The organism is Devosia sp. LjRoot16, from assembly GCF_964252795.1.
Classification (GTDB): Bacteria; Pseudomonadota; Alphaproteobacteria; order Rhizobiales; family Devosiaceae; genus Devosia_A.
Genome location: NZ_CAXUPH020000003.1, coordinates 552589 through 569503, shown reverse-complemented (window position 1 = coordinate 569503; position 16915 = coordinate 552589). Strand labels below are relative to the sequence as shown.

19 protein-coding genes and 1 tRNA gene are annotated in these 16915 nt (G+C 64.8%); 7 read left to right on the top strand and 13 right to left on the bottom strand.

Annotated features, from left to right (window positions below; genetic code table 11):
• Together ACSQ23_RS17185 and ACSQ23_RS17180 are read left to right on the top strand one after the other, a co-directional pair.
• Window positions 1-615: a GyrI-like domain-containing protein gene (locus tag ACSQ23_RS17185; RefSeq protein WP_436091326.1), complete on the top strand. Its 615-nt coding sequence runs from the start codon at window positions 1-3 to the stop codon at window positions 613-615.
• A gap of 75 nt (window positions 616-690) precedes the next feature.
• On the top strand, window positions 691-1698 hold the full coding sequence (locus ACSQ23_RS17180; RefSeq protein ID WP_436091325.1) for a DUF4424 family protein: 1008 nt from the start codon (window positions 691-693) through the stop codon (window positions 1696-1698).
• 82 nt (window positions 1699-1780) lie between these two features.
• Here ACSQ23_RS17180 and ACSQ23_RS17175 read toward each other — a convergent pair whose 3' ends face one another.
• The 3 genes from ACSQ23_RS17175 to ACSQ23_RS17165 all read right to left on the bottom strand — a co-directional run bounded on the left by ACSQ23_RS17175 (window position 1781) and on the right by ACSQ23_RS17165 (window position 5841).
• Window positions 1781-2164 carry a hypothetical protein gene (locus ACSQ23_RS17175; protein ID WP_436091324.1) on the bottom strand — a complete coding sequence of 128 codons (384 nt, stop codon included), beginning with the start codon at window positions 2162-2164 and terminating at the stop codon, window positions 1781-1783.
• A gap of 169 nt (window positions 2165-2333) precedes the next feature.
• Window positions 2334-2885, bottom strand: a complete 552-nt coding sequence (locus ACSQ23_RS17170; protein WP_436091323.1) for a TIGR00645 family protein — start codon at window positions 2883-2885, stop codon at window positions 2334-2336.
• A 232-nt stretch (window positions 2886-3117) separates the two neighbouring features.
• Window positions 3118-5841, bottom strand: a complete 2724-nt coding sequence (locus tag ACSQ23_RS17165; RefSeq protein WP_436091322.1) for an OmpA family protein — start codon at window positions 5839-5841, stop codon at window positions 3118-3120.
• Window positions 5842-6120: 279 nt separating this feature from the next.
• Here ACSQ23_RS17165 and ACSQ23_RS17160 point away from each other — a divergent pair, with 279 nt between their 5' ends.
• Complete coding sequence (locus tag ACSQ23_RS17160; protein WP_244488501.1) at window positions 6121-6945, top strand: sulfite exporter TauE/SafE family protein; 825 nt, start codon at window positions 6121-6123, stop codon at window positions 6943-6945.
• 4 nt (window positions 6946-6949) lie between these two features.
• Here the strand turns inward: ACSQ23_RS17160 and ACSQ23_RS17155 are convergent, their stop codons facing one another.
• The gene (locus tag ACSQ23_RS17155; protein ID WP_436091321.1) at window positions 6950-7720 is read right to left on the bottom strand and encodes an SIMPL domain-containing protein; all 771 of its coding nucleotides are present in this window, start codon (window positions 7718-7720) and stop codon (window positions 6950-6952) included.
• A 139-nt stretch (window positions 7721-7859) separates the two neighbouring features.
• Complete coding sequence (locus ACSQ23_RS17150; RefSeq protein WP_055880361.1) at window positions 7860-8594, bottom strand: SIMPL domain-containing protein; 735 nt, start codon at window positions 8592-8594, stop codon at window positions 7860-7862.
• Window positions 8595-8875: 281 nt separating this feature from the next.
• On the opposite strand from ACSQ23_RS17150, the gene ACSQ23_RS17145 reads away from it, so the two are divergent.
• Window positions 8876-9979 carry a fumarylacetoacetate hydrolase family protein gene (locus tag ACSQ23_RS17145; RefSeq protein ID WP_436091320.1) on the top strand — a complete coding sequence of 368 codons (1104 nt, stop codon included), beginning with the start codon at window positions 8876-8878 and terminating at the stop codon, window positions 9977-9979.
• Between the two features lie 142 nt (window positions 9980-10121).
• Window positions 10122-11561 (top strand): aldehyde dehydrogenase family protein, encoded by a 1440-nt coding sequence (locus ACSQ23_RS17140; RefSeq protein ID WP_056000817.1) that lies wholly within the window; start codon window positions 10122-10124, stop codon window positions 11559-11561.
• Window positions 11562-11621: 60 nt separating this feature from the next.
• Here ACSQ23_RS17140 and ACSQ23_RS17135 read toward each other — a convergent pair whose 3' ends face one another.
• Together ACSQ23_RS17135 and ACSQ23_RS17130 are read right to left on the bottom strand one after the other, a co-directional pair.
• The gene (locus tag ACSQ23_RS17135; RefSeq protein ID WP_436091319.1) at window positions 11622-12176 is read right to left on the bottom strand and encodes a dihydrofolate reductase family protein; all 555 of its coding nucleotides are present in this window, start codon (window positions 12174-12176) and stop codon (window positions 11622-11624) included.
• Window positions 12177-12316: 140 nt separating this feature from the next.
• The gene (locus tag ACSQ23_RS17130; protein WP_436091318.1) at window positions 12317-12757 is read right to left on the bottom strand and encodes an SRPBCC family protein; all 441 of its coding nucleotides are present in this window, start codon (window positions 12755-12757) and stop codon (window positions 12317-12319) included.
• Window positions 12758-12950: 193 nt separating this feature from the next.
• Between ACSQ23_RS17130 and ACSQ23_RS17125 the strand changes: the two genes are divergently transcribed.
• Window positions 12951-13026: transfer RNA gene (locus ACSQ23_RS17125), tRNA-Ile, on the top strand.
• A 12-nt stretch (window positions 13027-13038) separates the two neighbouring features.
• On the opposite strand, the gene ACSQ23_RS17120 is transcribed toward ACSQ23_RS17125, so the two are convergent.
• Both ACSQ23_RS17120 and ACSQ23_RS17115 read right to left on the bottom strand, forming a co-directional pair.
• Window positions 13039-13554, bottom strand: coding sequence for a hypothetical protein (locus ACSQ23_RS17120; protein ID WP_436091317.1), 516 nt, complete (start codon window positions 13552-13554; stop codon window positions 13039-13041).
• The gene (locus ACSQ23_RS17115; RefSeq protein WP_436091316.1) at window positions 13551-13697 is read right to left on the bottom strand and encodes a hypothetical protein; all 147 of its coding nucleotides are present in this window, start codon (window positions 13695-13697) and stop codon (window positions 13551-13553) included. The genes ACSQ23_RS17120 and ACSQ23_RS17115 overlap by 4 nt, the downstream gene beginning before the upstream one ends.
• A gap of 106 nt (window positions 13698-13803) precedes the next feature.
• Here ACSQ23_RS17115 and ACSQ23_RS17110 point away from each other — a divergent pair, with 106 nt between their 5' ends.
• Window positions 13804-14388 carry a TetR/AcrR family transcriptional regulator gene (locus ACSQ23_RS17110; RefSeq protein ID WP_436091315.1) on the top strand — a complete coding sequence of 195 codons (585 nt, stop codon included), beginning with the start codon at window positions 13804-13806 and terminating at the stop codon, window positions 14386-14388.
• A gap of 58 nt (window positions 14389-14446) precedes the next feature.
• Here the strand turns inward: ACSQ23_RS17110 and ACSQ23_RS17105 are convergent, their stop codons facing one another.
• The 4 genes from ACSQ23_RS17105 to ACSQ23_RS17090 all read right to left on the bottom strand — a co-directional run bounded on the left by ACSQ23_RS17105 (window position 14447) and on the right by ACSQ23_RS17090 (window position 16877).
• Complete coding sequence (locus ACSQ23_RS17105) at window positions 14447-15562, bottom strand: PQQ-dependent sugar dehydrogenase (RefSeq protein WP_436091314.1); 1116 nt, start codon at window positions 15560-15562, stop codon at window positions 14447-14449.
• Between the two features lie 91 nt (window positions 15563-15653).
• Window positions 15654-15959, bottom strand: a complete 306-nt coding sequence (locus tag ACSQ23_RS17100) for a hypothetical protein (protein WP_156384688.1) — start codon at window positions 15957-15959, stop codon at window positions 15654-15656.
• Between the two features lie 84 nt (window positions 15960-16043).
• Complete coding sequence (locus ACSQ23_RS17095; protein WP_436091313.1) at window positions 16044-16607, bottom strand: DNA-3-methyladenine glycosylase; 564 nt, start codon at window positions 16605-16607, stop codon at window positions 16044-16046.
• A 39-nt stretch (window positions 16608-16646) separates the two neighbouring features.
• Window positions 16647-16877: a hypothetical protein gene (locus ACSQ23_RS17090; RefSeq protein ID WP_055880340.1), complete on the bottom strand. Its 231-nt coding sequence runs from the start codon at window positions 16875-16877 to the stop codon at window positions 16647-16649.
• Window positions 16878-16915: the final 38 nt, after the last annotated feature.

Sequence of the window (16915 nt, the reverse complement as noted above, 5' to 3'; positions counted from 1 at the left end):
ATGGAAAAGCTCGACCTGAAGAAGCAGCACAAGGCGCTTTACAACCCGCCCAAGGGTGAGTTCGAGATCGTCGACGTGCCGCCGCTGCACTATGTGCAGATCGATGGTGCAGGCGATCCCAACAGCGCGGAGGCCTACAAGACGGGCGTCGCCTGGCTCTTTTCGGTGAGCTACGCGATGAAGTTCGCGGCGAAGGCAGAGCTCGGCAGCGACTACGTGGTCGGGCCGCTGGAGGCGCTGTGGTGGGCCGACGACATGTCGACGTTTCTCACCCGCCAGAAGAGCGACTGGCAGTGGACGATCATGATCCTGCAGCCGGATTTCGTCACGACCAGGCAGTTTGAGAAGGCTGTCGAGAAGACAGGCAAGAAGCTTGGCGCGGCGCCGGCGAGCCTCAGGCTCGAGACCTATCACGAGGGCCTGTCGGTGCAGACGCTGCATATCGGCAGCTATGACGACGAGGCGCCGACGCTGGCGCGGCTGCATCAGGAATTTGTGCCGGGGAACGGGCTCAAGGAGACCGGCCACCATCACGAGATCTATCTCAGCGATCCGCGCAAGGTCGCGCCGGACAAACTGAAGACCATCCTCAGGCAGCCGGTGCGGCGGCTCTGATCCGGCCGGTTCAGCCGCGGTTCAGGCGCAAACCCGCACAGGGCCGGCGTCCGAACCGAGGAGGAACCCATGCTGGTGCGCAGTGCTCTTTTCATCGTCTTCGCCAGCCTCGCGGCTCCAGCGCTGGCCAATGGGGTGATCAGCGAATTTCCTGCCGGCGGGGTGGTGTTCAAACAGGCCGCCAACATCGCCATTGCGCGCGAGGACCTCTACCTGAGCGTGCGCGAAGTGCGGGTGCGCTACGAGTTCAGCTCGGACGCTTCGGCCGCCGAAACCCACACCATCGGCTTTCCGATGCCGGCGGTGCCGCTCGATGGTGGGCCGAGCTATCTGGGCGGGGGCAGCATCGAGCAACTGGCGGATCCACGGAACTACATGGACTTCGCCGTGAAGGTGGACGGCAAGCCGATCACGGCCAAGCTGCATGAGTACGCCCAGCTCGAAGGCAGGGACATCACGGCAGAGATCGAGGCCGCCGGCCTTGAGCCATTGCTGCTAGCCGAACAGTTCGACGCGACCCGGTTCGATCGCCAGACGCTCGAAGCCTTCGTGGCGAAAGGTTGGTTCGCCAGTGCGCCAGAGAGCGCCGAAGAACTGTGGTGGCCGAACTGGAGCTACCAGGCGGTCTACGAGTGGGAGCAGGCGTTCGTTCCAGGCGAGACGGTGGTCGAGATCAGTTACGCGCCGCTCAATGGGTACCCCAGCGATTACGGCCAGGTCTATGAGGGCGGCGGCGAGTACGACGACCCGGAAACGGTCGCGGCGACCAGGGCGGAGTATTGCATCGACGATGCAGTGCTCAGCGCGCTGCAGCGCCATAAGGCGAAGGGCGGTTATGAGGTAGTGACGCAGGGTTACGTGCTGACCACGGGCAACTTCTGGAAGGGGCCGATCGAGGAGTTCAACCTGGTGGTCGACAAGGCAGACCCGGCGGAAGGGATGAAGAACCTCGACCTGGTCGCCTTCTGCCCGCTCGAAGCCAAAAAGATCAGCGACACGCAGTTCGCTTGGCAGGCCTCGAACTTCGAGCCCGACCGTGACATGCGGGTGCTCTACTACAGCTTCTACGATATCGAGCAATGAAGGAACCCCGGCAGCGGAACTGCCGGGGTTGAGGGAGCTTCGGGGGAGGATCCGAAGCTCAAGCTCTGCTTATTGACCGAGCTTACTGCGCGGCCGGGGCCTCAGTCGCCGGGGCCGGAGCCTCGGTGGCGGGCGCTGCCGGAGCTTCAGTCGCCGGAGCGGCTTCAGCAGGGGCCGGAGAAGGCTCAGCGGCCGGAGCCATCGGCGTGGTCTCGGTGCCCGTGGCCGGAGCCTCGGTCATCGGAGCCGGGGCCGGAGTGGCCGGAGCTTCAACCGCGGGGGTGTTGTTCACGGTCGTCGAGGTCGACGGGCCGGAATTGGCCGAGAAGACCAGGTAGCCAATGGCGAGCAACGCCAAGGCGACGATGATGCCAACGAACCAGCCAGTCGCGCTCGACTCGCGGGTGTAGACAGTGCGGTTGGCGTCATCGCTCGAGTAGACGGTATCGCGTTCGGGGACAGCCATGATCAAGCTCCTTTGTTTGAGTACCGTATGGGCCAAAAACGCAGCAGCCGGCGGAATCGTTCCCGCAAACGTGAGCGAATGCGAGATTGATTCAGCGCGATGTCGCAACCCGCTGACGAATCTGGCGATTTTGCCGCGCCAGAGATGAAGAAAAGCTGTCGCGGACCGCTCAGCTTTCAGCCGATTTTGCCGCTTTTTCGTCGCTGCGGTTTGCCTTGCCGATCGATTTGGTCTGAGCAGAGACGCGATCGATGAAGGCAAGGAACAGCGCCGAAACGACAAAGGCCAGGTGGATCAGGGTGAACCACATCAGCTTGTCGGCGGTATAGCTCGACACGTTCAGGAACACCTGCAGCAGGTGGATCGAGGAGATGGCGACAATGGTCGAGGCGACCTTGATCTTGAGCGAGCCGGCGTCGATCTCACCCAGCCAATGCACCGCATCGCCGTCATCGAAGCGTGAGACGTAGTTCTCGTAGCCCGAGATGATCACCATGACCACGAGGCTGGCGACCAGCGCCGCATCGATCAGGGCCAGCATCTTCAGGATCGCATCGGCTTCGTCGATGGTGAAGACGTGGCTGACAAAATCCCACAGCTTCACCCCGAAGGTCGCGGCGTAGACCGCCAGCGCCACCGCCAGCCCGAGATAGAACAGCACCAGCAGCCAGCGCGAGGCGAGGATCACCGCTTCGATGACGAGTTCGAGACGCTTGGGCATGGTGGCTCCGGCAAGGTTTGGCGAACGAGGGATAGCGGATTTTTGGGGTGAGGCAAGGGGCAGGGGTGACGCAGTGGGCGGGGGCGGGCAGTCGGCAGTCGGCAGTCGAAGGAGATCTCTATTCCTCCCGGACGGTCCATCCCTACTGCCTGCTGCCTACTGCCGACTGCCCGCCCAGAAACCAAACGGGCCGGAGATCGCTCTCCGGCCCGCTCGTCAGTTCAGTGTTCGCTCAGTTGCGGTCGGCAACCGTGATCAGCGATGTGATGCGCTTGATCGAGACGCGGCGGTTGAGCTTTTCGGCCTTCTCCGTCTTCACCTTCAGGTAGCGCTCGCCATAGCCCTGGGTGACCAGGTTCTCGGGCGGCACGTCGTAGAAGTCGGTCAGGATGCGGGCGACGGTCGAGGCGCGCTGGTCCGACAGGATCAGGTTGGCCTGGTCACCGCCCACGGCGTCGGTGTGGCCTTCGATCAGGAAGGTCTCGCCTGGGTTGTCCTCGAGGATCGCCAGCATGCCGTTGGCGACCTTGCTGAGCGCCCCGACCTGGCTGCGGGCGATGGTCGCCGCACCCGAGTCGAAGGTCAGACCGCCGACCTCGACGCGACGCACCGAGTCACGGATACGGGCCGAACGCTTCACTTCCTCGATGGTGTAGATCTTGCGGACCTGCTCCACCGGCGGTTCACGGAAGAACAGCTCAACCTCTTCCTCGTCGGCGTCGTCGGCATCGAGGATGTAGTCGCGGATCGGGATGGTCAGGCGCAGCGGAGGCAGATCGTCGCCCGGGTCGCGCCAGTTGCCGAAGTAGTCGTCATCCTGTTCGAAATCGTCCTCGTCCTGGTAGGCGAGGATGTACTCGCGGCCGTCCGGCATGATGCGCGAACGCTTCAGCACGTTGCCCCACTTGTCGCGGATGGTGACGATCTGCACGCCGTTCGGGCGTTCGATGGTCTCCTTCACGCGGCCGCCCGGCAGGCGCTGGTAGTAGACCTCGTCCTCATCGCTGTCGCGAATGCGGTCGAAATCCTGGGCCGGGTTCGAAATGATCAGGTTGACGCCAATCTGGAAGATGAAGCCCGAGTTAGTGAAGTTGTTGCCGGGCTTGCCGCCGCCCTGACCGCCACCGTTATTGTTGATAACGGTGTTGTTGTTCGTCACGTTGGTCGTGTTGTTCGTGATGTTGGTCACATTCGTGACGTTGGTGACGTTGTTGATGATGGTGACGTTCTGCGGCACCTCCATCACCGGCAGGGCGTCGACGGCGATCTTCTCGCCTTCCATCTTGGCCAGCGACTGCACCTCGACCGGTGCGATGTCGGCCTGAGCGGCCTTGTCGTCGGTCGGCGGCGGAGCGGTCGGTTCTTCGGTAACCGCCGGCTGTTCGGCCGGCGCCTGGCCATCGACCACCTGGGTGGCGAAGTCCTTGGCGCTGTCGAGCACCGGAGCCGCTTCTTCGGGGGCAACGGTTTCGGGCAGCACTTCGACGGCCTGCGGGGTCACGGCTTCCTGGGCGCCCGGCAGTTCGGAGATCGGCGGAGTGGTTTCCGCCGCCGGCTGCACTTCGGGAACCGGGGGCAGGGTGATGCCGTACTGCGCCAGGCACTGGGCAACATCGGCAACCCCTAGCGCGGCGCAGATGTCGGCGAACTGCTTGTTGGCAGCATCGATGGTCGACTGGCCGGAGGCGTCGCCGGCTTCGAGCTGGCCGACGCCGACGCTGTAGAGCTCGACGGCAGTGCCCAGCTGGTCCTGCGCGGCGGCAACCGGGTCGGTGGCGTTGGCGTCCGCCGGCTGGTCGGTCGGGCCGGCTTCCGCAGGCTGTTCAGTCGCCGGCTGTTCGGCGGGCTGTTCAGCCGCCGGCTGTTCGGCGGGCTGCTCGGCTGCCGGCTGTTCGGCGGGTTGCTCGGCTGCCGGCTGTTCAGCCGCGGGCTGCTCGGCCGGCTGTTCGGCCGGCTGCTCCGCGGGCTGCTCAGCCGCGGGTTCGGGCAGCGGGGGCAGGTCCTGGCCGATGCAGGACTTGATGTCCTGGTAGCCATTGGCGGTGCAGAGCTCCTGGATGCGCGCCGCGGCGGCATCGGCGAGGGGCTTGGCGCCGGCATAGTCGCCGGCAGCGGCCTGGTTGAGCGCCGCCTGATACTGGTCGAGCGCTGCCTGCAGGTCGGCAACGAACTGGGCCTGTGCATCCTCGGCAGCCTTGGCGTCCTCAGCGGCCTTAGCCTCTTCGGCAGCCTTGGCGTCAGCATCGGCTTGAGCCGCTGCAGCAGCTGCCGCTTCGGCGGCCTGGGCATCCTGAGCAGCCTTGGCATCAGCTTCGGCCTGAGCCGCAGCAGCTGCTTCAGCAGCCTTGGCATCCTCAGCTGCCTTTGCGTCAGCATCGGCCTGAGCCGCGGCCGCAGCGGCAGCTTCAGCGGCCTTGGCATCCTCAGCGGCCTTGGCATCAGCCTCAGCCTGAGCTGCGGCGGCGGCTGCTGCTTCAGCAGCCTTGGCCTCCTCGGCTGCCTGTGCGTCAGCTTCAGCTTGCGCCGCAGCGGCGGCCGCCTCTTCGGCGGCCTTGGCCTCTTCCGCGGCGCGCGCTTGTTCAGCTGCCTGTGCGTCGGCCTCGGCCTGTGCGGCGGCTGCGGCTGCTTCCTCGGCAGCCCTTGCTTCCTCAGCAGCCCTGGCCTCTTCCGCGGCGCGAGCTTCCTCGGCCGCCTGGGCCTCGGCATCCGCCTGCGGGTCGGCTGCCGGCTGGCCGCCGCCAGTGATGGCCGCGATGCATTCCTGGACACTCGAGTAGCCGTTCACGATGCAGGTGTCGGTCAGCGCCTGCTGGGCGTTATTGATCGCGTCTGCGTCGCCGGAAGCCTGCGCCTGCTGCAGGGCCTCATATTCGGCCTGCTGCGCGAACGCGGCGCCCGGCACCAATGCGAGAACGGCGAGACTGGTGCCGGTTAGGAGCCAGTTTCGAAAGCGCATGGGTTTTATCCTTGTTTTGGAGTCAGTTGTTCGAAAAGTGACGCAGACCTGCTGAACCGAACCTGAACGGTTGGGAAACCTGCGGCGAGGTGAATTGGCCCATCATGTGCCGAACGCCCCTGATGCGCGTGCGGTTCCGTACCGCGACAGGACCGGTCAATCGTGGCGCCAGTTGGGCCGTCGCACCCTTGCGAGCAATGGACGGATTCGGTTGCGGCAGCCTAGGCTTGGCGCGCCTATTCGTGCGATCCGATAGGCATTGGTCTGTTGGAGTCGATCTTGGGTGAGCTTCTGAGCTACTGGCCATTTGTCCTCGGGCTGCTGGCCACCGGGGTAATCTCCGGTATCGCGGCGGGGCTGCTGGGCATCGGGGGCGGCGCCATCATCGTGCCGGCGCTGGCCTCCGCCCTGGCGCTGCTCGGCTATGACAGCGACGTGGTGCAGCACATTGCCGTGGGCACCTCGCTCGCCATCATCATCCCGACCGGCATTGCCAGCGCCCGGGCGCACGACAAGCGCGGTGCGGTGGACCATCGCATCCTGAAACTCTGGGCGCCGGTGGTGGTGGTCGCCACCTTTGTCGGCGGGCTGATGGCCGGCCTCTATACCGGCGACGTGCTGCGCATCGTGTTCGGCGTCGTGGCGCTGTTCATCGCCGCCAATATCGTCCTGCCGTTCCAGGAGCGGCTGATGGGGCACTTGCGGGATTCGGCTCTGACGCATCGGATCTCGGCGGCGGTGGTCGGCTATATTTCGGCGCTGATGGGAGTGGGGGGCGGGTCGCTGAGTGTGCCGACCATCCACGCCTTCGGCGCCTCGATGCACAAGGCCGTGGGCACCGGGGCGGCGATCGGGGTGTTCATCGCCCTGTCAGGCACGCTCGGCTTCATCATCTCGGGCTGGAGCGTCGAAGGCCGCCCGCCGCTCAGCCTTGGCTATATCAACATCGTGGCGCTGGTGCTGATCGGCGTCACCGCGGCGCTCTGTGCGCCCCTGGGCGCAGCACTGGCGCACAAGCTGCAGCAGCGCACCCTGAAGATCGCCTTCGCAGTGTTCCTGACCCTGGTCGGGCTGAACATGATCTGGAAGGCGATCGCCGGGTAGGGGGCTATTGCCTCGCGCCTTCCACTGCCCATTTGACCGCCATGCTGGCACCAAAGGTCAGGGTCGGGAAGGAAATCGGGACAGGCGGCTCGCGGCGGGGCTCCAGCATCAGATCGGCGGCTTCGCCCTCGCCGTAGCTGGGATACTCCATGGTGTCGGTGTCGTAGCCGGTCCCTTCCTTGACGGCGAGGATGTCACCGAGACTGGTGCCCAGCGTGTCGGCATAAAGCCGGGCCTTGTGAAGAGCGCTTTCGGCAGCCTTCTGTTTGGCTTTAAGCGTGTACTCGTCCTCGCGCGCCGCGGTGAAGGTGAGCGAACTCACCTCAGCGCCCAAACCAGCGATCGTCGACAACACAGCTCCCAACTGGGTAACGTCGCGAACCTCGATCGACATGTTGTTGGTGGCGCGAAAGCCGTCTAACTGGTCGCGATTGGGATCGGGGAAATAGGTGACCGGGTTGCCGTCCTTATCCTTGGCGATGATGTAGACCTTCTCGAACTCAAATCGGTTCGTCTCAATACCGGCAGTGGGCACCCCGATCTTGTCTATCGCCTGCAAGAGTCGCGTAGCCTTATCGATGCTGGCGTCTATCGCGGCCTGCGACGTTTCGGCCTTTTCGGAGATGCTGACGTTGACCGTCGCGATATCGGCCTTGGCGGTAACCTGGGCATTGGCCTCGATGTAGATGTAGTGGCGCGTGTCAAAATCCTGCGCCGAGGCGCAAACTGGCGCCAGCGCCAGTGCAAGCACGAGCGCGTAATGATACAGTTTCATCGTAAATCCCCATTGCCCAAGTCAATGCGATGATCTGCGGTACACCTGGAGGCGCAATTGTGGCCAAGTTGAACGCGGCGCCACAAAAGTTTCGCCCCGGCACCAGGCCGGGGCGATTAGCAGCTTCTGCAGAAGCTGGTTAGTCGGCAAAGTCCCAGGTGACCTGGACGTTGATCGAGTAGCTGAGTTCGCCACCTTCGATCGGCACGGCGCCGGCCGCGACAGAATCGGCCGAGGCTTTCATCATGTAGGGCTGCGGCGTGCCCATGCCCTGCACTTCGCTGATGTTGCGGATGCTGCCGAGCTCTTCACCGGCGACGCCGGCATAAAGCGCGGCCTTGGCTTTGGCATCGGCGAAGGCGGCCTTGCGGGCCTCGTCGTAAAGCTTGGACGGATCGGCGACCGAGAAACTGACGCCGTTGATGGTGTTGGCGCCGACAGTTACGGCCTTGTCGAGCACCGAGCCGAGCGTCGCCAGCTCACGCACCCGGACGTTGACGTTGTTATAGACCTGGTAGCCGGTGATCTTGGGCGGCAGCTGGTAGCCATTGGCGTCACGCGCGTCGGAATAGACGTAGTTCGGGCTGACCGAGAAGCCCGAGGTCTGGATGTCGCGCGCTTCGATGCCGGCGGCCTTCAGCGTCTCGATCAACTCGCCCATTGCCTTGGTGTTGGCATCGAGCGCTTCACGGGCGGTGGCGCCCTGGCTGGTGACACCGGAATTGACGAAGGCGGTATCGGGCGCCGCAGTGACTTCGCCGAGGCCGCTGATCGAAAGGGTGCCGTTCACGGGTGTCTCCTGCGCGAATACGGGGGTGGCAGTCAGCGCGGTGGCGAGGAACAGGGGAATGAGGGCGGCAGTAATGGGACGCATGCGTCTCTCCTATGTGGCCTTCGGTTGGGAAATATGTCCCAGCCGATCGGGGTGTTAGTGCGGCGAACCTGAACGGGAATTGAACGCCGCTTCCGAGAGATAAGACGCCGGAGGTTGCGTGACCCTTGGGTCGCGAACCGACGAAAGTTTGAGTTACGTGCCTCGACCGCTGCTGGACAGGCTTTGGGGCGGCGGGTTAGGTAGCCCGTCCGAAAAACCGGGGGAGTGCCGTGGCCAACCGACAAGTTCCTAGCGAAGGCGTCCTTCTGGGGCGGGCGAGGGTGCCCGGATACGAGCATCCGCGGGTGATCACCGTGCGCGGCGAGGATATCGTCGATATCACCTCGAAGGCCGCGCCGACCTCGCGAGATATCGCCGAGCAGGCCGACCCCGCAGCCTACGTGGCCGCGGCCAAGGGCCCGGTGATCGGCAACCTCCATCAACTCCTCGCCAACTCCTGGTCGGGGAAGACCGACATTGCGGCGCCCTCGCTGATGTCGCCGATCGACCTGCAGGCGGTGAAGGCGGCGGGCGTGACGTTCGTGGTGTCGCTGCTCGAGCGCGTCATCGAGGAGCAGGCGCGCGGCGACAAGGCCAAGGCCGACGAGCTGCGCAAGGACATCCTGGGGCTGGTTGGCACCGATCTCAGCCAACTCGAGCCGGGCTCGCCCGCCGCGATGGAAGTGAAAAAGACGCTGATCGCGCGCGGTGTGTGGAGCCAGTATCTCGAAGTCGGCATCGGGCCGGACGCCGAGATCTTCACCAAGTGCCAGCCGATGGCTTCGGTCGGGTTCGGCGCCGATGTCGGCATCCTGCCGATCTCGGAGTGGAATAACCCGGAGCCGGAAGTGGCGATGGTGGTGAACTCCAAGGGCACCATTGTCGGCGCAACGCTCGGCAACGACGTGAACCTGCGCGACGTCGAGGGGCGCTCGGCACTGCTGCTCGGCAAGGCCAAGGACAATAACGCTTCGGCTTCGCTTGGGCCGTTCATCCGGCTGTTCGACGGCACGTTCACTATCGAGACGGTGAAGGCCGCCGATATCGCGCTCAGCGTCACCGGCGAGGACGGGTTCGAACTGACCGGCGTTTCCAACATGAGCCAGATCTCGCGCTCGCCCGAAGCGATCGTCGCGGCCACCGTCGGCCGGCATCACCAGTATCCGGATGGGCTGGTGGTCTATCTCGGCACGATGTTCGCGCCGGTGAAGGATCGTGGCGGCGCCGGCAAGGGCTTCACCCACAAGCTGGGCGACGTGGTGTCGATCTCGACGCCGTCGCTCGGCACCCTCTCTAACACTGTACGCCTCGCCACCGAGGCCGCCCCCTGGACCTATGGCGCCAGCCACCTGCTGCGCGACCTGGCAAAGGCTGGGTTGTTGTAAATACTCGATGTCATCCCTCGCGAAAGCAGGGACCCAACTCGCCGTCAACGCCGGCGGAGAAATGGATCCCGGCCTTCGCCCGGATGACACCGGGGTTGGTTGAAACGAGGTGCTCTATGGTACCTGTGAAGAGGAACTCCCCATGACCGAACTGCACAAGAATCTCATCAACGGCGAATGGGTCGGCGGGGACGGGGTGAACAATATCAACCCCTCCAACACCAACGAGGTCGTCGGCGTCTATGCGCGCGCCAGCCAGCAGGACACGCTCGACGCCATCGCGGCGGCCAAGGCGGCGTTCCCGGCCTGGTCGCGCTCGGGCATCCTGCAGCGCTGGGAAATCCTGTCGAAGACCGCCCACGAAATCTTCGCCCGCAAGGCCGAGCTCGGTGAGCTGTTGAGCCGCGAAGAGGGCAAGACCCTTGCCGAGGGCATCGGCGAAGTCACCCGCGCCGGGCAGATCTTCGAGTTCTTCGCTGGCGAGGCGTTGCGCCTTTCGGGTGAGAGCGTGCCGTCGGTGCGTCCGGGCGTCGGCGTCGAGATGACGCGCGAGGCAATGGGCGTCGTCGGCATCATCACGCCGTGGAATTTTCCGATCGCCATCCCAGCCTGGAAGATCGCGCCGGCGCTCTGCTACGGCAACACCGTGGTGTTCAAGCCCGCCGACCTGGTGCCGGGCTGCTCGTGGGCGATCGTCGATATCCTGCATCGCAACGGGCTGCCCAAGGGCGTGCTCAACCTGGTGATGGGCAAGGGCTCGGTGGTCGGCCAGGCGATGCTCGACAGCAAGGACATCGTGGCGCAGACCTTCACCGGCTCGGTGAATACCGGCCGCCGCGTCGCCGAGGCCAGCGTCAAGGTGATGCGCAAGTTCCAGCTCGAAATGGGCGGCAAGAACCCGACCATCGTGCTCGACGACGCCGACCTGAAGGTGGCGGTCGAAACCACGGCGCAGAGCGCCTTCTACTCGACCGGCCAGCGCTGCACCGCCTCGTCGCGCCTGATCGTCACCGAGGGCATCCATGATGCGTTCGTCGCAGCGCTCACCGAGCGGATCCGCAACCTCCGGGTGGGCGACGCGATTGCCAAGGACACCGAGATCGGCCCGGTGGTCGACCCGGGCCAGCTCAAGCAGGACACCGACTATATCGAGATCGGCAAGGGCGAGGGCGCCAAGCTGGTGGTTGGCGGCGAGCTGGTGCAGCGCGACAACCCGGGCTACTTCCTGCAGCCGGCTTTGTTCACCGAAGTGCACAACCAGATGCGCATTGCCCGCGAAGAGATTTTCGGGCCGGTGGCCGCAGTGATCCGGGTGAAGGATTATGACGAGGCGCTGGCCGTCGCCAACGACACCGAGTTCGGCCTCTCGGCCGGCATCGTCACCACCTCGCTGAAATACGCCACGCACTTCAAGCGCAATGCCGAGGCCGGCATGGTGATGGTCAACGTGCCGACCGCCGGCGTCGATTTCCACGTGCCGTTCGGTGGCCGCAAGGGTTCGAGCTATGGCCCCAAGGAACAGGGCAAGTACGCCGCCGAATTCTTCACCCAGGTGAAGACGGCCTATACCGCGGCTGGCTGAGGCCAGCCGTTCCGAGTTGATTGAGCCCGCGCATCACTCGATGCGCGGGCTCTGCATTCGTCAGGCGGGACGCAGACCGTAGGTCACGACGACGTTGCCCTTGCTGGTGATCGTCGAGTTCTTGAGCACGAGCTGAGTGATCGGGTCGGTAGCCTCGAAGATGCGTTTGCCTTTGCCGGCGATCACCGGATGGGTGATCAGCGTCAGCTCTTCGAGGAGGCCGGCAAAGAACAGCTGGCGTGCAACGTCGACGCCGGCCATGACGGCAATGTCGCCACCCTCGCGGTTCTTCAGGTCGCGGGCGAAATCCAGCAGGTCGCCCTTGATCAGCGTGGTGTTCTTCCAGCTCAGCTGTTCCTGACTCAGGGTGCGGGAGGCCACGTATTTCGGCACTGCGTTGATGTAGTCGGCAAAGCCCTGGTCGGCCTCGGCGTTGGGCCAGTACCCGGCCCAGTCCTGGTAGCCGACCCGACCCATGATGACGGTGTCGGTCTTGCCCATCACCTCGCCGAGCAGCGCGCCCAGCTCGTTGTCGAAGGCGTCGCCCTGCCAGAGGTTGGGGGACTCGATGACACCATCGACCGAGTGAAAGAAGCCTGCAGTGATCTTACGCATTTGGAGTTCCTCGCTGTGTCGGCAGTCGGAAATGATGCCGCTTCGTCAACACAACGAACGGCAAATCGCGCAATCGACACGGGAGCGAGAAAATTCTGAAGGGGGCCGAGATGACGGGCGATCGGGGGTGTCGAGGCGCTTCAGTGCGCCATGGTCTCGGCTCGGCTCTTGAGAGACTCGTTGAGGTTTTCATGGTGGCGCTGTACCGGGCCACCCATCACGAGCTCGAACACGGGGGCGAGCCAGCCGCGAAGATCTTCGATGTGGGTGAAGCGCACCCGGTCGGCAGCGAGTGGCTCGATCGCGAACTCGCGGTAGCCGGTGAACAGCAGGTCGGTGCCAAGGTGGCCCCGCCAGCTGAGGCGCCGGTTGGGAACGACCTCGAGGACGTTGGCCTTGACGTTGAGTGGCGGACGCCCCGGCAGCGCCAGCGTCATCGACAGCACGCTGCCCGCGCGCAGCTCACCCGAGATGGCCGGCAGCGCAGGGTTCCACTCGGGGTAGCGATCGAGGTCGGCAAGCACGGCCCACACCTCTGCGTCGGAGGCATTGATCTCGAAATCGGTGCGATGAAGAGCCATCGGCATCTCCCAAGTGCGCTTCGCAAGTTGTGCACCAGCGTTGGCCGGGTGCAAAGGGACTGCGAACGCGTATCGGGCAACGCGGCGCCGGGGGCAATGACGGAGAATGGTGGGCGGAAGCAAGGTCTTGCGACCTATGGCTTTGCTTCGCCGCCACCTCTTGCTAAGGAGGCGACGCTCCGTTGCGGGGCAGGGGCCCATAGCTCAATGGTTAGAGCCGACCGCTCATAACGGTCTGGTTCCAGGTTCGAGTCCTGGTGGGCCCACCATTCTCTTCGAGTTCACGTCGGCGACGCGCGATCGGCCGCGACCGCGCGAGCACCGTAGCCTGTGATACCGCGCGGCTTGTAGATGGACAGCACCGTCGCCGTCAGCAGCACGAGTATGCCGCCTGTGCCGTGCAGCACCATGGAGAACCTTGCGCCTGCATGCTCGGCCAGCGTTCCCTGAAGCGCGGCCTCTGCCAGCATGTCGATGCTTTGGGTCTGGAGCATGAGAACCGCCAAGGCGAGAAGCGTCAGCGCCAGTTTGACGATCACCCAGTAGTGGCGCACGAGCCCCCATGGCGTGCCGAGCGACTGGAGGATCCCAACCAGCAGCGACGACGCGGCAAGCGGGACAATCACGTACCAGGTGATGACCTGCATCGCCGGATAGACGGCCAAAGCTGGCGGTCCGGTGTCCGCAAGCCCCGCGATCGCAAGCGCCAGGAACCCGGCGACCGCCCCGATAAACCCGACCGAAGAGGTCACATGCAGCACGAGCACCAGTTTGCGCCACGGCGCCGGCATGGTCATGGATGCATCCCGCCCAGATGCTGCCATGGCCCATGCCCGCTGAACGCAGCAAGTGCCGCGATGGCGAGCACGGCGACCCCAAGCCCGATGAACACCTTCACCCAGCCGGGCATCGCCCGGGATTTGATCCTGCTGCGCGCCATGAAATGCGTCCTTGCCAAGATGCTGTCGACATTTATCGAGACACTGTGTCTCGATGTCAAGACAAGCTGCATCGACAAAACTGCGGCGCGATGCCACTATCCGTGAATGCCGAAACTGTGGAACGACACGATCGAAGCGCACCGGAGTGCCGTTGCCTCCGCCGTTATGGATAAGACGGCGGAGCTGGCCGTGCGCGAAGGCTTGCACACCCTGACCATGGCGCGCATCGCCCAGGAGGCAGGCATTGGCAGGGCGACGCTCTATAAGTACTTCTCGGACGTAGAGGGCATTCTGAGCGCCTGGCACAAGCGTCAGATCACCACCCATCTTGAGGCCCTTGAGCGCATTCGCGAGCAGGGAGCGACGCCGCTGCAAGGGCTCGAAGCTGTGCTCATCGCCTACGCAGAGAGCACCCGCCACGGCCATGATCACGCCTTCGGGGCGCTGCTGCACGCCATGCCCCACGTGCGGGAGGCGCATGGTCACCTTGAAGAGCTCATCGCCGCAATGATCGCCGAAGCGGTCCGCGACGGAAGCCTCAACGGCGGCGCATCGTCAGGCGAGATGGCGCGCTACGCGCTGGCGGCCATCGCCGGCGGCGCCCCGAACAAGCCAGCCTTGGTACGCCTCGTCGGCATGATCCTGCGTGGTCTTGGCGCGCAAGTCCCGGCATCAGCTACAACGTCGTGAAGCCGGGCGAGGATATCATGATCCGGATGGTTGATGTTCGCTGTCGGCGTGCTGGCTCTCACTGAGCCCGCACCACCTCGAACAGATTGCCCTCGATCGTCGTGATGTAGAGCTCGCCTTCACTATCGACGCCGAACGAGGTGATGGCGCCGAGCGCGCCGAGCTGTTCATTCCAGTAGGTGATGTCGCCGTGCCGGCCGTTGGCGTAGGCGAAGGAGTGGACGCGGCTGTCGCAGAAATCGGCGAAGAAGTATTGGCCGGCGAGCTCGGGGATGGCCTTGCCGCGATAGACATAGCCGCCGGTGATCGAGCAGCCGCCGGTGTCGTGCGAGTAGCTGTAGGTGGGCGGCACGAGGCCTGCCTGGTCGCAGGTCTCGGCGCCGAAACAGGCCGGGCCTTCCATCACCTTCCAGCCGAGATTGGCGCCGGCATCCTCGGCGCCGATGACGGTAATCTCCTCATAGGCGTTCTGGCCGACATCGGCGATGTAGAAGTCGGTGCCGTCGAAGGCCGGGCGCCAGGGGTTGCGGACCCCGAGCGCGAAGATCTCGGGACGACCGCCGCCATTGGCGAAGGGATTACCGGCTGGGATGGCGTAGGGCGTGCCGCCGTCGACATCGAGCCTGAGGATCTTGCCCAGCAGTTCGTCGGGGTTCTGTGCCCGGTTTTCGGGGTCGCCGCCCGAACCGCCATCGCCCATGCCGATATAGAGGTAGCCGTTGGGGCCGAAGCCGAGCCAGCCACCGTTGTGGTTGGCATAGGGCTGGTCGATGTGCAGCAGTTCGGCCGCGGAGTTGGGGTCGGCGACGGCGGGATCGGCGGAGACCTTGTAGCCGACGATGCGGGTGTCGCCGTCCTTGTCGGTGTAGTTGACGAAGAAGCGGCCATTGCTGGCGTAATCGGGGTGGAAAGCCAGACCGAGCAGGCCCCGTTCGCCGCCGCTGCTGACGCTGCTGCTGAGATCGAGGAATGGGGCTTCGGCGAGCTGGCCATCGACGAGGATGCGGATGCGCCCGGTTTGCTCGAGGACGAACAGCCGCGGATCGGCCGGCGGCGCGACCGCGTAGACCGGCTGGTCGAGCCGGTCGGTGAGCAGTCGGGTGGTCAACGCCACCGGTTGGGCCAGGGCAGGTGCGGCGCTGAAGGCGACGAGGGCGGCGAGCAACAGGCGCATGTGATTCCTCCGCAATGACAGGTGCTTATCACCCACGCTGCGGCGGGTGATGTCCAGTCAATCGGAGGTCAAAGCGGCGCGAGTAGGGAGGTCAGGCGCTGGTGGTGCTGACGCTGTCCTTGAGGGCGGCCAGTTCGCTCTCGGCGCGCAAGGCGCGGTCGCGCCAATCCTCGATGGTGAGGCCGTCGATGCGGGCCGGTTCGGCAGCAGGCGCGGCTTCGACCTCGGGAAGCGGGGCGCCGCTGAGCTTGGCGTGCAGCGCCTCGATATAGGCGGCATCGTCCGCGTGCAGCGTACCGCCAGCGAACTCGGCCTGCCAGCGGTTCAGATCGGCGGTGGTTTCCTCGTTCATGCTGCCGGTTGCCAGCAATTCCTTGATCAGCGCATCGACCGCCACGGGCATCTCCTGTTCAGTTCGGGCGCAACCTATCCAAAGCCGCCGCAAAGGGGAACCCGGTGCGACCACGGACCGCTGCTGATATCAACTCGTGCGGAAGGCTTTGCTGAGAAAGGCGGAACCGGCGATGCCGAAGCGCCAGGGCAGGTCCGCGGCCTTGGTGATGCCGATGCGCGGCCCGATCACCACTGGGCGCGGAGATTCGGCCGGGCGGAACTTGAACGGCGGGGCGTCGATCATCAGGCCATCATGGGCTCTGGTTACGGCAAGGGCCTGGCCGAGCTTACCGGGGCCGGAGCAGAGATCACGCGGGTTGGCGAGGCCACGGCGCTCGGCCATTTTCTCGATCCCGGCGGTGGGTTCGATGGCGCGGATGAGGATGGCGGAGGCGTCGGCGCAGACGAAGTTGAAGCACCAGTGGATGCCGTAGGAGCGGTAGACATAGACATGGCCGGGGCCGAGGAACATCGAGGCGTTGCGCTCGGTGCGGCCGCGGTACGAGTGCGAAGCGGGATCGGTCGGGTGATAGGCTTCGGTCTCGACGATGAGGCCGCCGACGCCATCGACGAGGAACTCGGCGCCCAGCACTTCGCGGGCGACGAGGGTGACTTCGCGGTTGAAGAAGGCGATCGAGTCGAAGGCAGGCATGCGCTGAAACTGGGCAATACCCCCAGCCAATGCAACCCTTTAGACCTTCTTGGTGGTGCCGTTCTGCAGGCGGGCCGCGGCGATGCGCAGCGTCAGGTTGATCGATTCGCCGACACTCGAGGTGCCGCTGGAGATCAGGGCGGAGTTGTTGTTGGCCGACGTCGCAAGATCCGACTGGGCCTGGGCCCGGCGCTTCAGCCGGGCGCTTTCGGCCTCGTCGTAGAGCGAGGCGCGCGGCAGCCAGTTCATGGTGCGCTTCTGAATCTGCATGGCGGCGAGACTGCGGGTGCGAGATGAATGAAAGGTTA

What these genes read in the sequence shown, in the direction of transcription:
- ACSQ23_RS17130 (WP_436091318.1), bottom strand. Translation starts at nt 12,757, where the DNA reads ATGGCTCTTCATCGCACCGATTTCGAGATCAATGCCTCCGACGCAGAG.
- ACSQ23_RS17135 (WP_436091319.1), bottom strand. Translation starts at nt 12,176, where the DNA reads ATGCGTAAGATCACTGCAGGCTTCTTTCACTCGGTCGATGGTGTCATC.
- ACSQ23_RS17150 (WP_055880361.1), bottom strand. Translation starts at nt 8,594, where the DNA reads ATGCGTCCCATTACTGCCGCCCTCATTCCCCTGTTCCTCGCCACCGCG.
- ACSQ23_RS17170 (WP_436091323.1), bottom strand. Translation starts at nt 2,885, where the DNA reads ATGCCCAAGCGTCTCGAACTCGTCATCGAAGCGGTGATCCTCGCCTCG.
- ACSQ23_RS17110 (WP_436091315.1), top strand. Translation starts at nt 13,804, where the DNA reads ATGCCGAAACTGTGGAACGACACGATCGAAGCGCACCGGAGTGCCGTT.
- ACSQ23_RS17155 (WP_436091321.1), bottom strand. Translation starts at nt 7,720, where the DNA reads ATGAAACTGTATCATTACGCGCTCGTGCTTGCACTGGCGCTGGCGCCA.
- ACSQ23_RS17165 (WP_436091322.1), bottom strand. Translation starts at nt 5,841, where the DNA reads ATGCGCTTTCGAAACTGGCTCCTAACCGGCACCAGTCTCGCCGTTCTC.
- ACSQ23_RS17120 (WP_436091317.1), bottom strand. Translation starts at nt 13,554, where the DNA reads ATGACCATGCCGGCGCCGTGGCGCAAACTGGTGCTCGTGCTGCATGTG.
- ACSQ23_RS17105 (WP_436091314.1), bottom strand. Translation starts at nt 15,562, where the DNA reads ATGCGCCTGTTGCTCGCCGCCCTCGTCGCCTTCAGCGCCGCACCTGCC.
- ACSQ23_RS17090 (WP_055880340.1), bottom strand. Translation starts at nt 16,877, where the DNA reads ATGCAGATTCAGAAGCGCACCATGAACTGGCTGCCGCGCGCCTCGCTC.
- ACSQ23_RS17115 (WP_436091316.1), bottom strand. Translation starts at nt 13,697, where the DNA reads ATGGCGCGCAGCAGGATCAAATCCCGGGCGATGCCCGGCTGGGTGAAG.
- ACSQ23_RS17175 (WP_436091324.1), bottom strand. Translation starts at nt 2,164, where the DNA reads ATGGCTGTCCCCGAACGCGATACCGTCTACTCGAGCGATGACGCCAAC.
- ACSQ23_RS17185 (WP_436091326.1), top strand. Translation starts at nt 1, where the DNA reads ATGGAAAAGCTCGACCTGAAGAAGCAGCACAAGGCGCTTTACAACCCG.
- ACSQ23_RS17095 (WP_436091313.1), bottom strand. Translation starts at nt 16,607, where the DNA reads ATGCCTGCCTTCGACTCGATCGCCTTCTTCAACCGCGAAGTCACCCTC.
- ACSQ23_RS17140 (WP_056000817.1), top strand. Translation starts at nt 10,122, where the DNA reads ATGACCGAACTGCACAAGAATCTCATCAACGGCGAATGGGTCGGCGGG.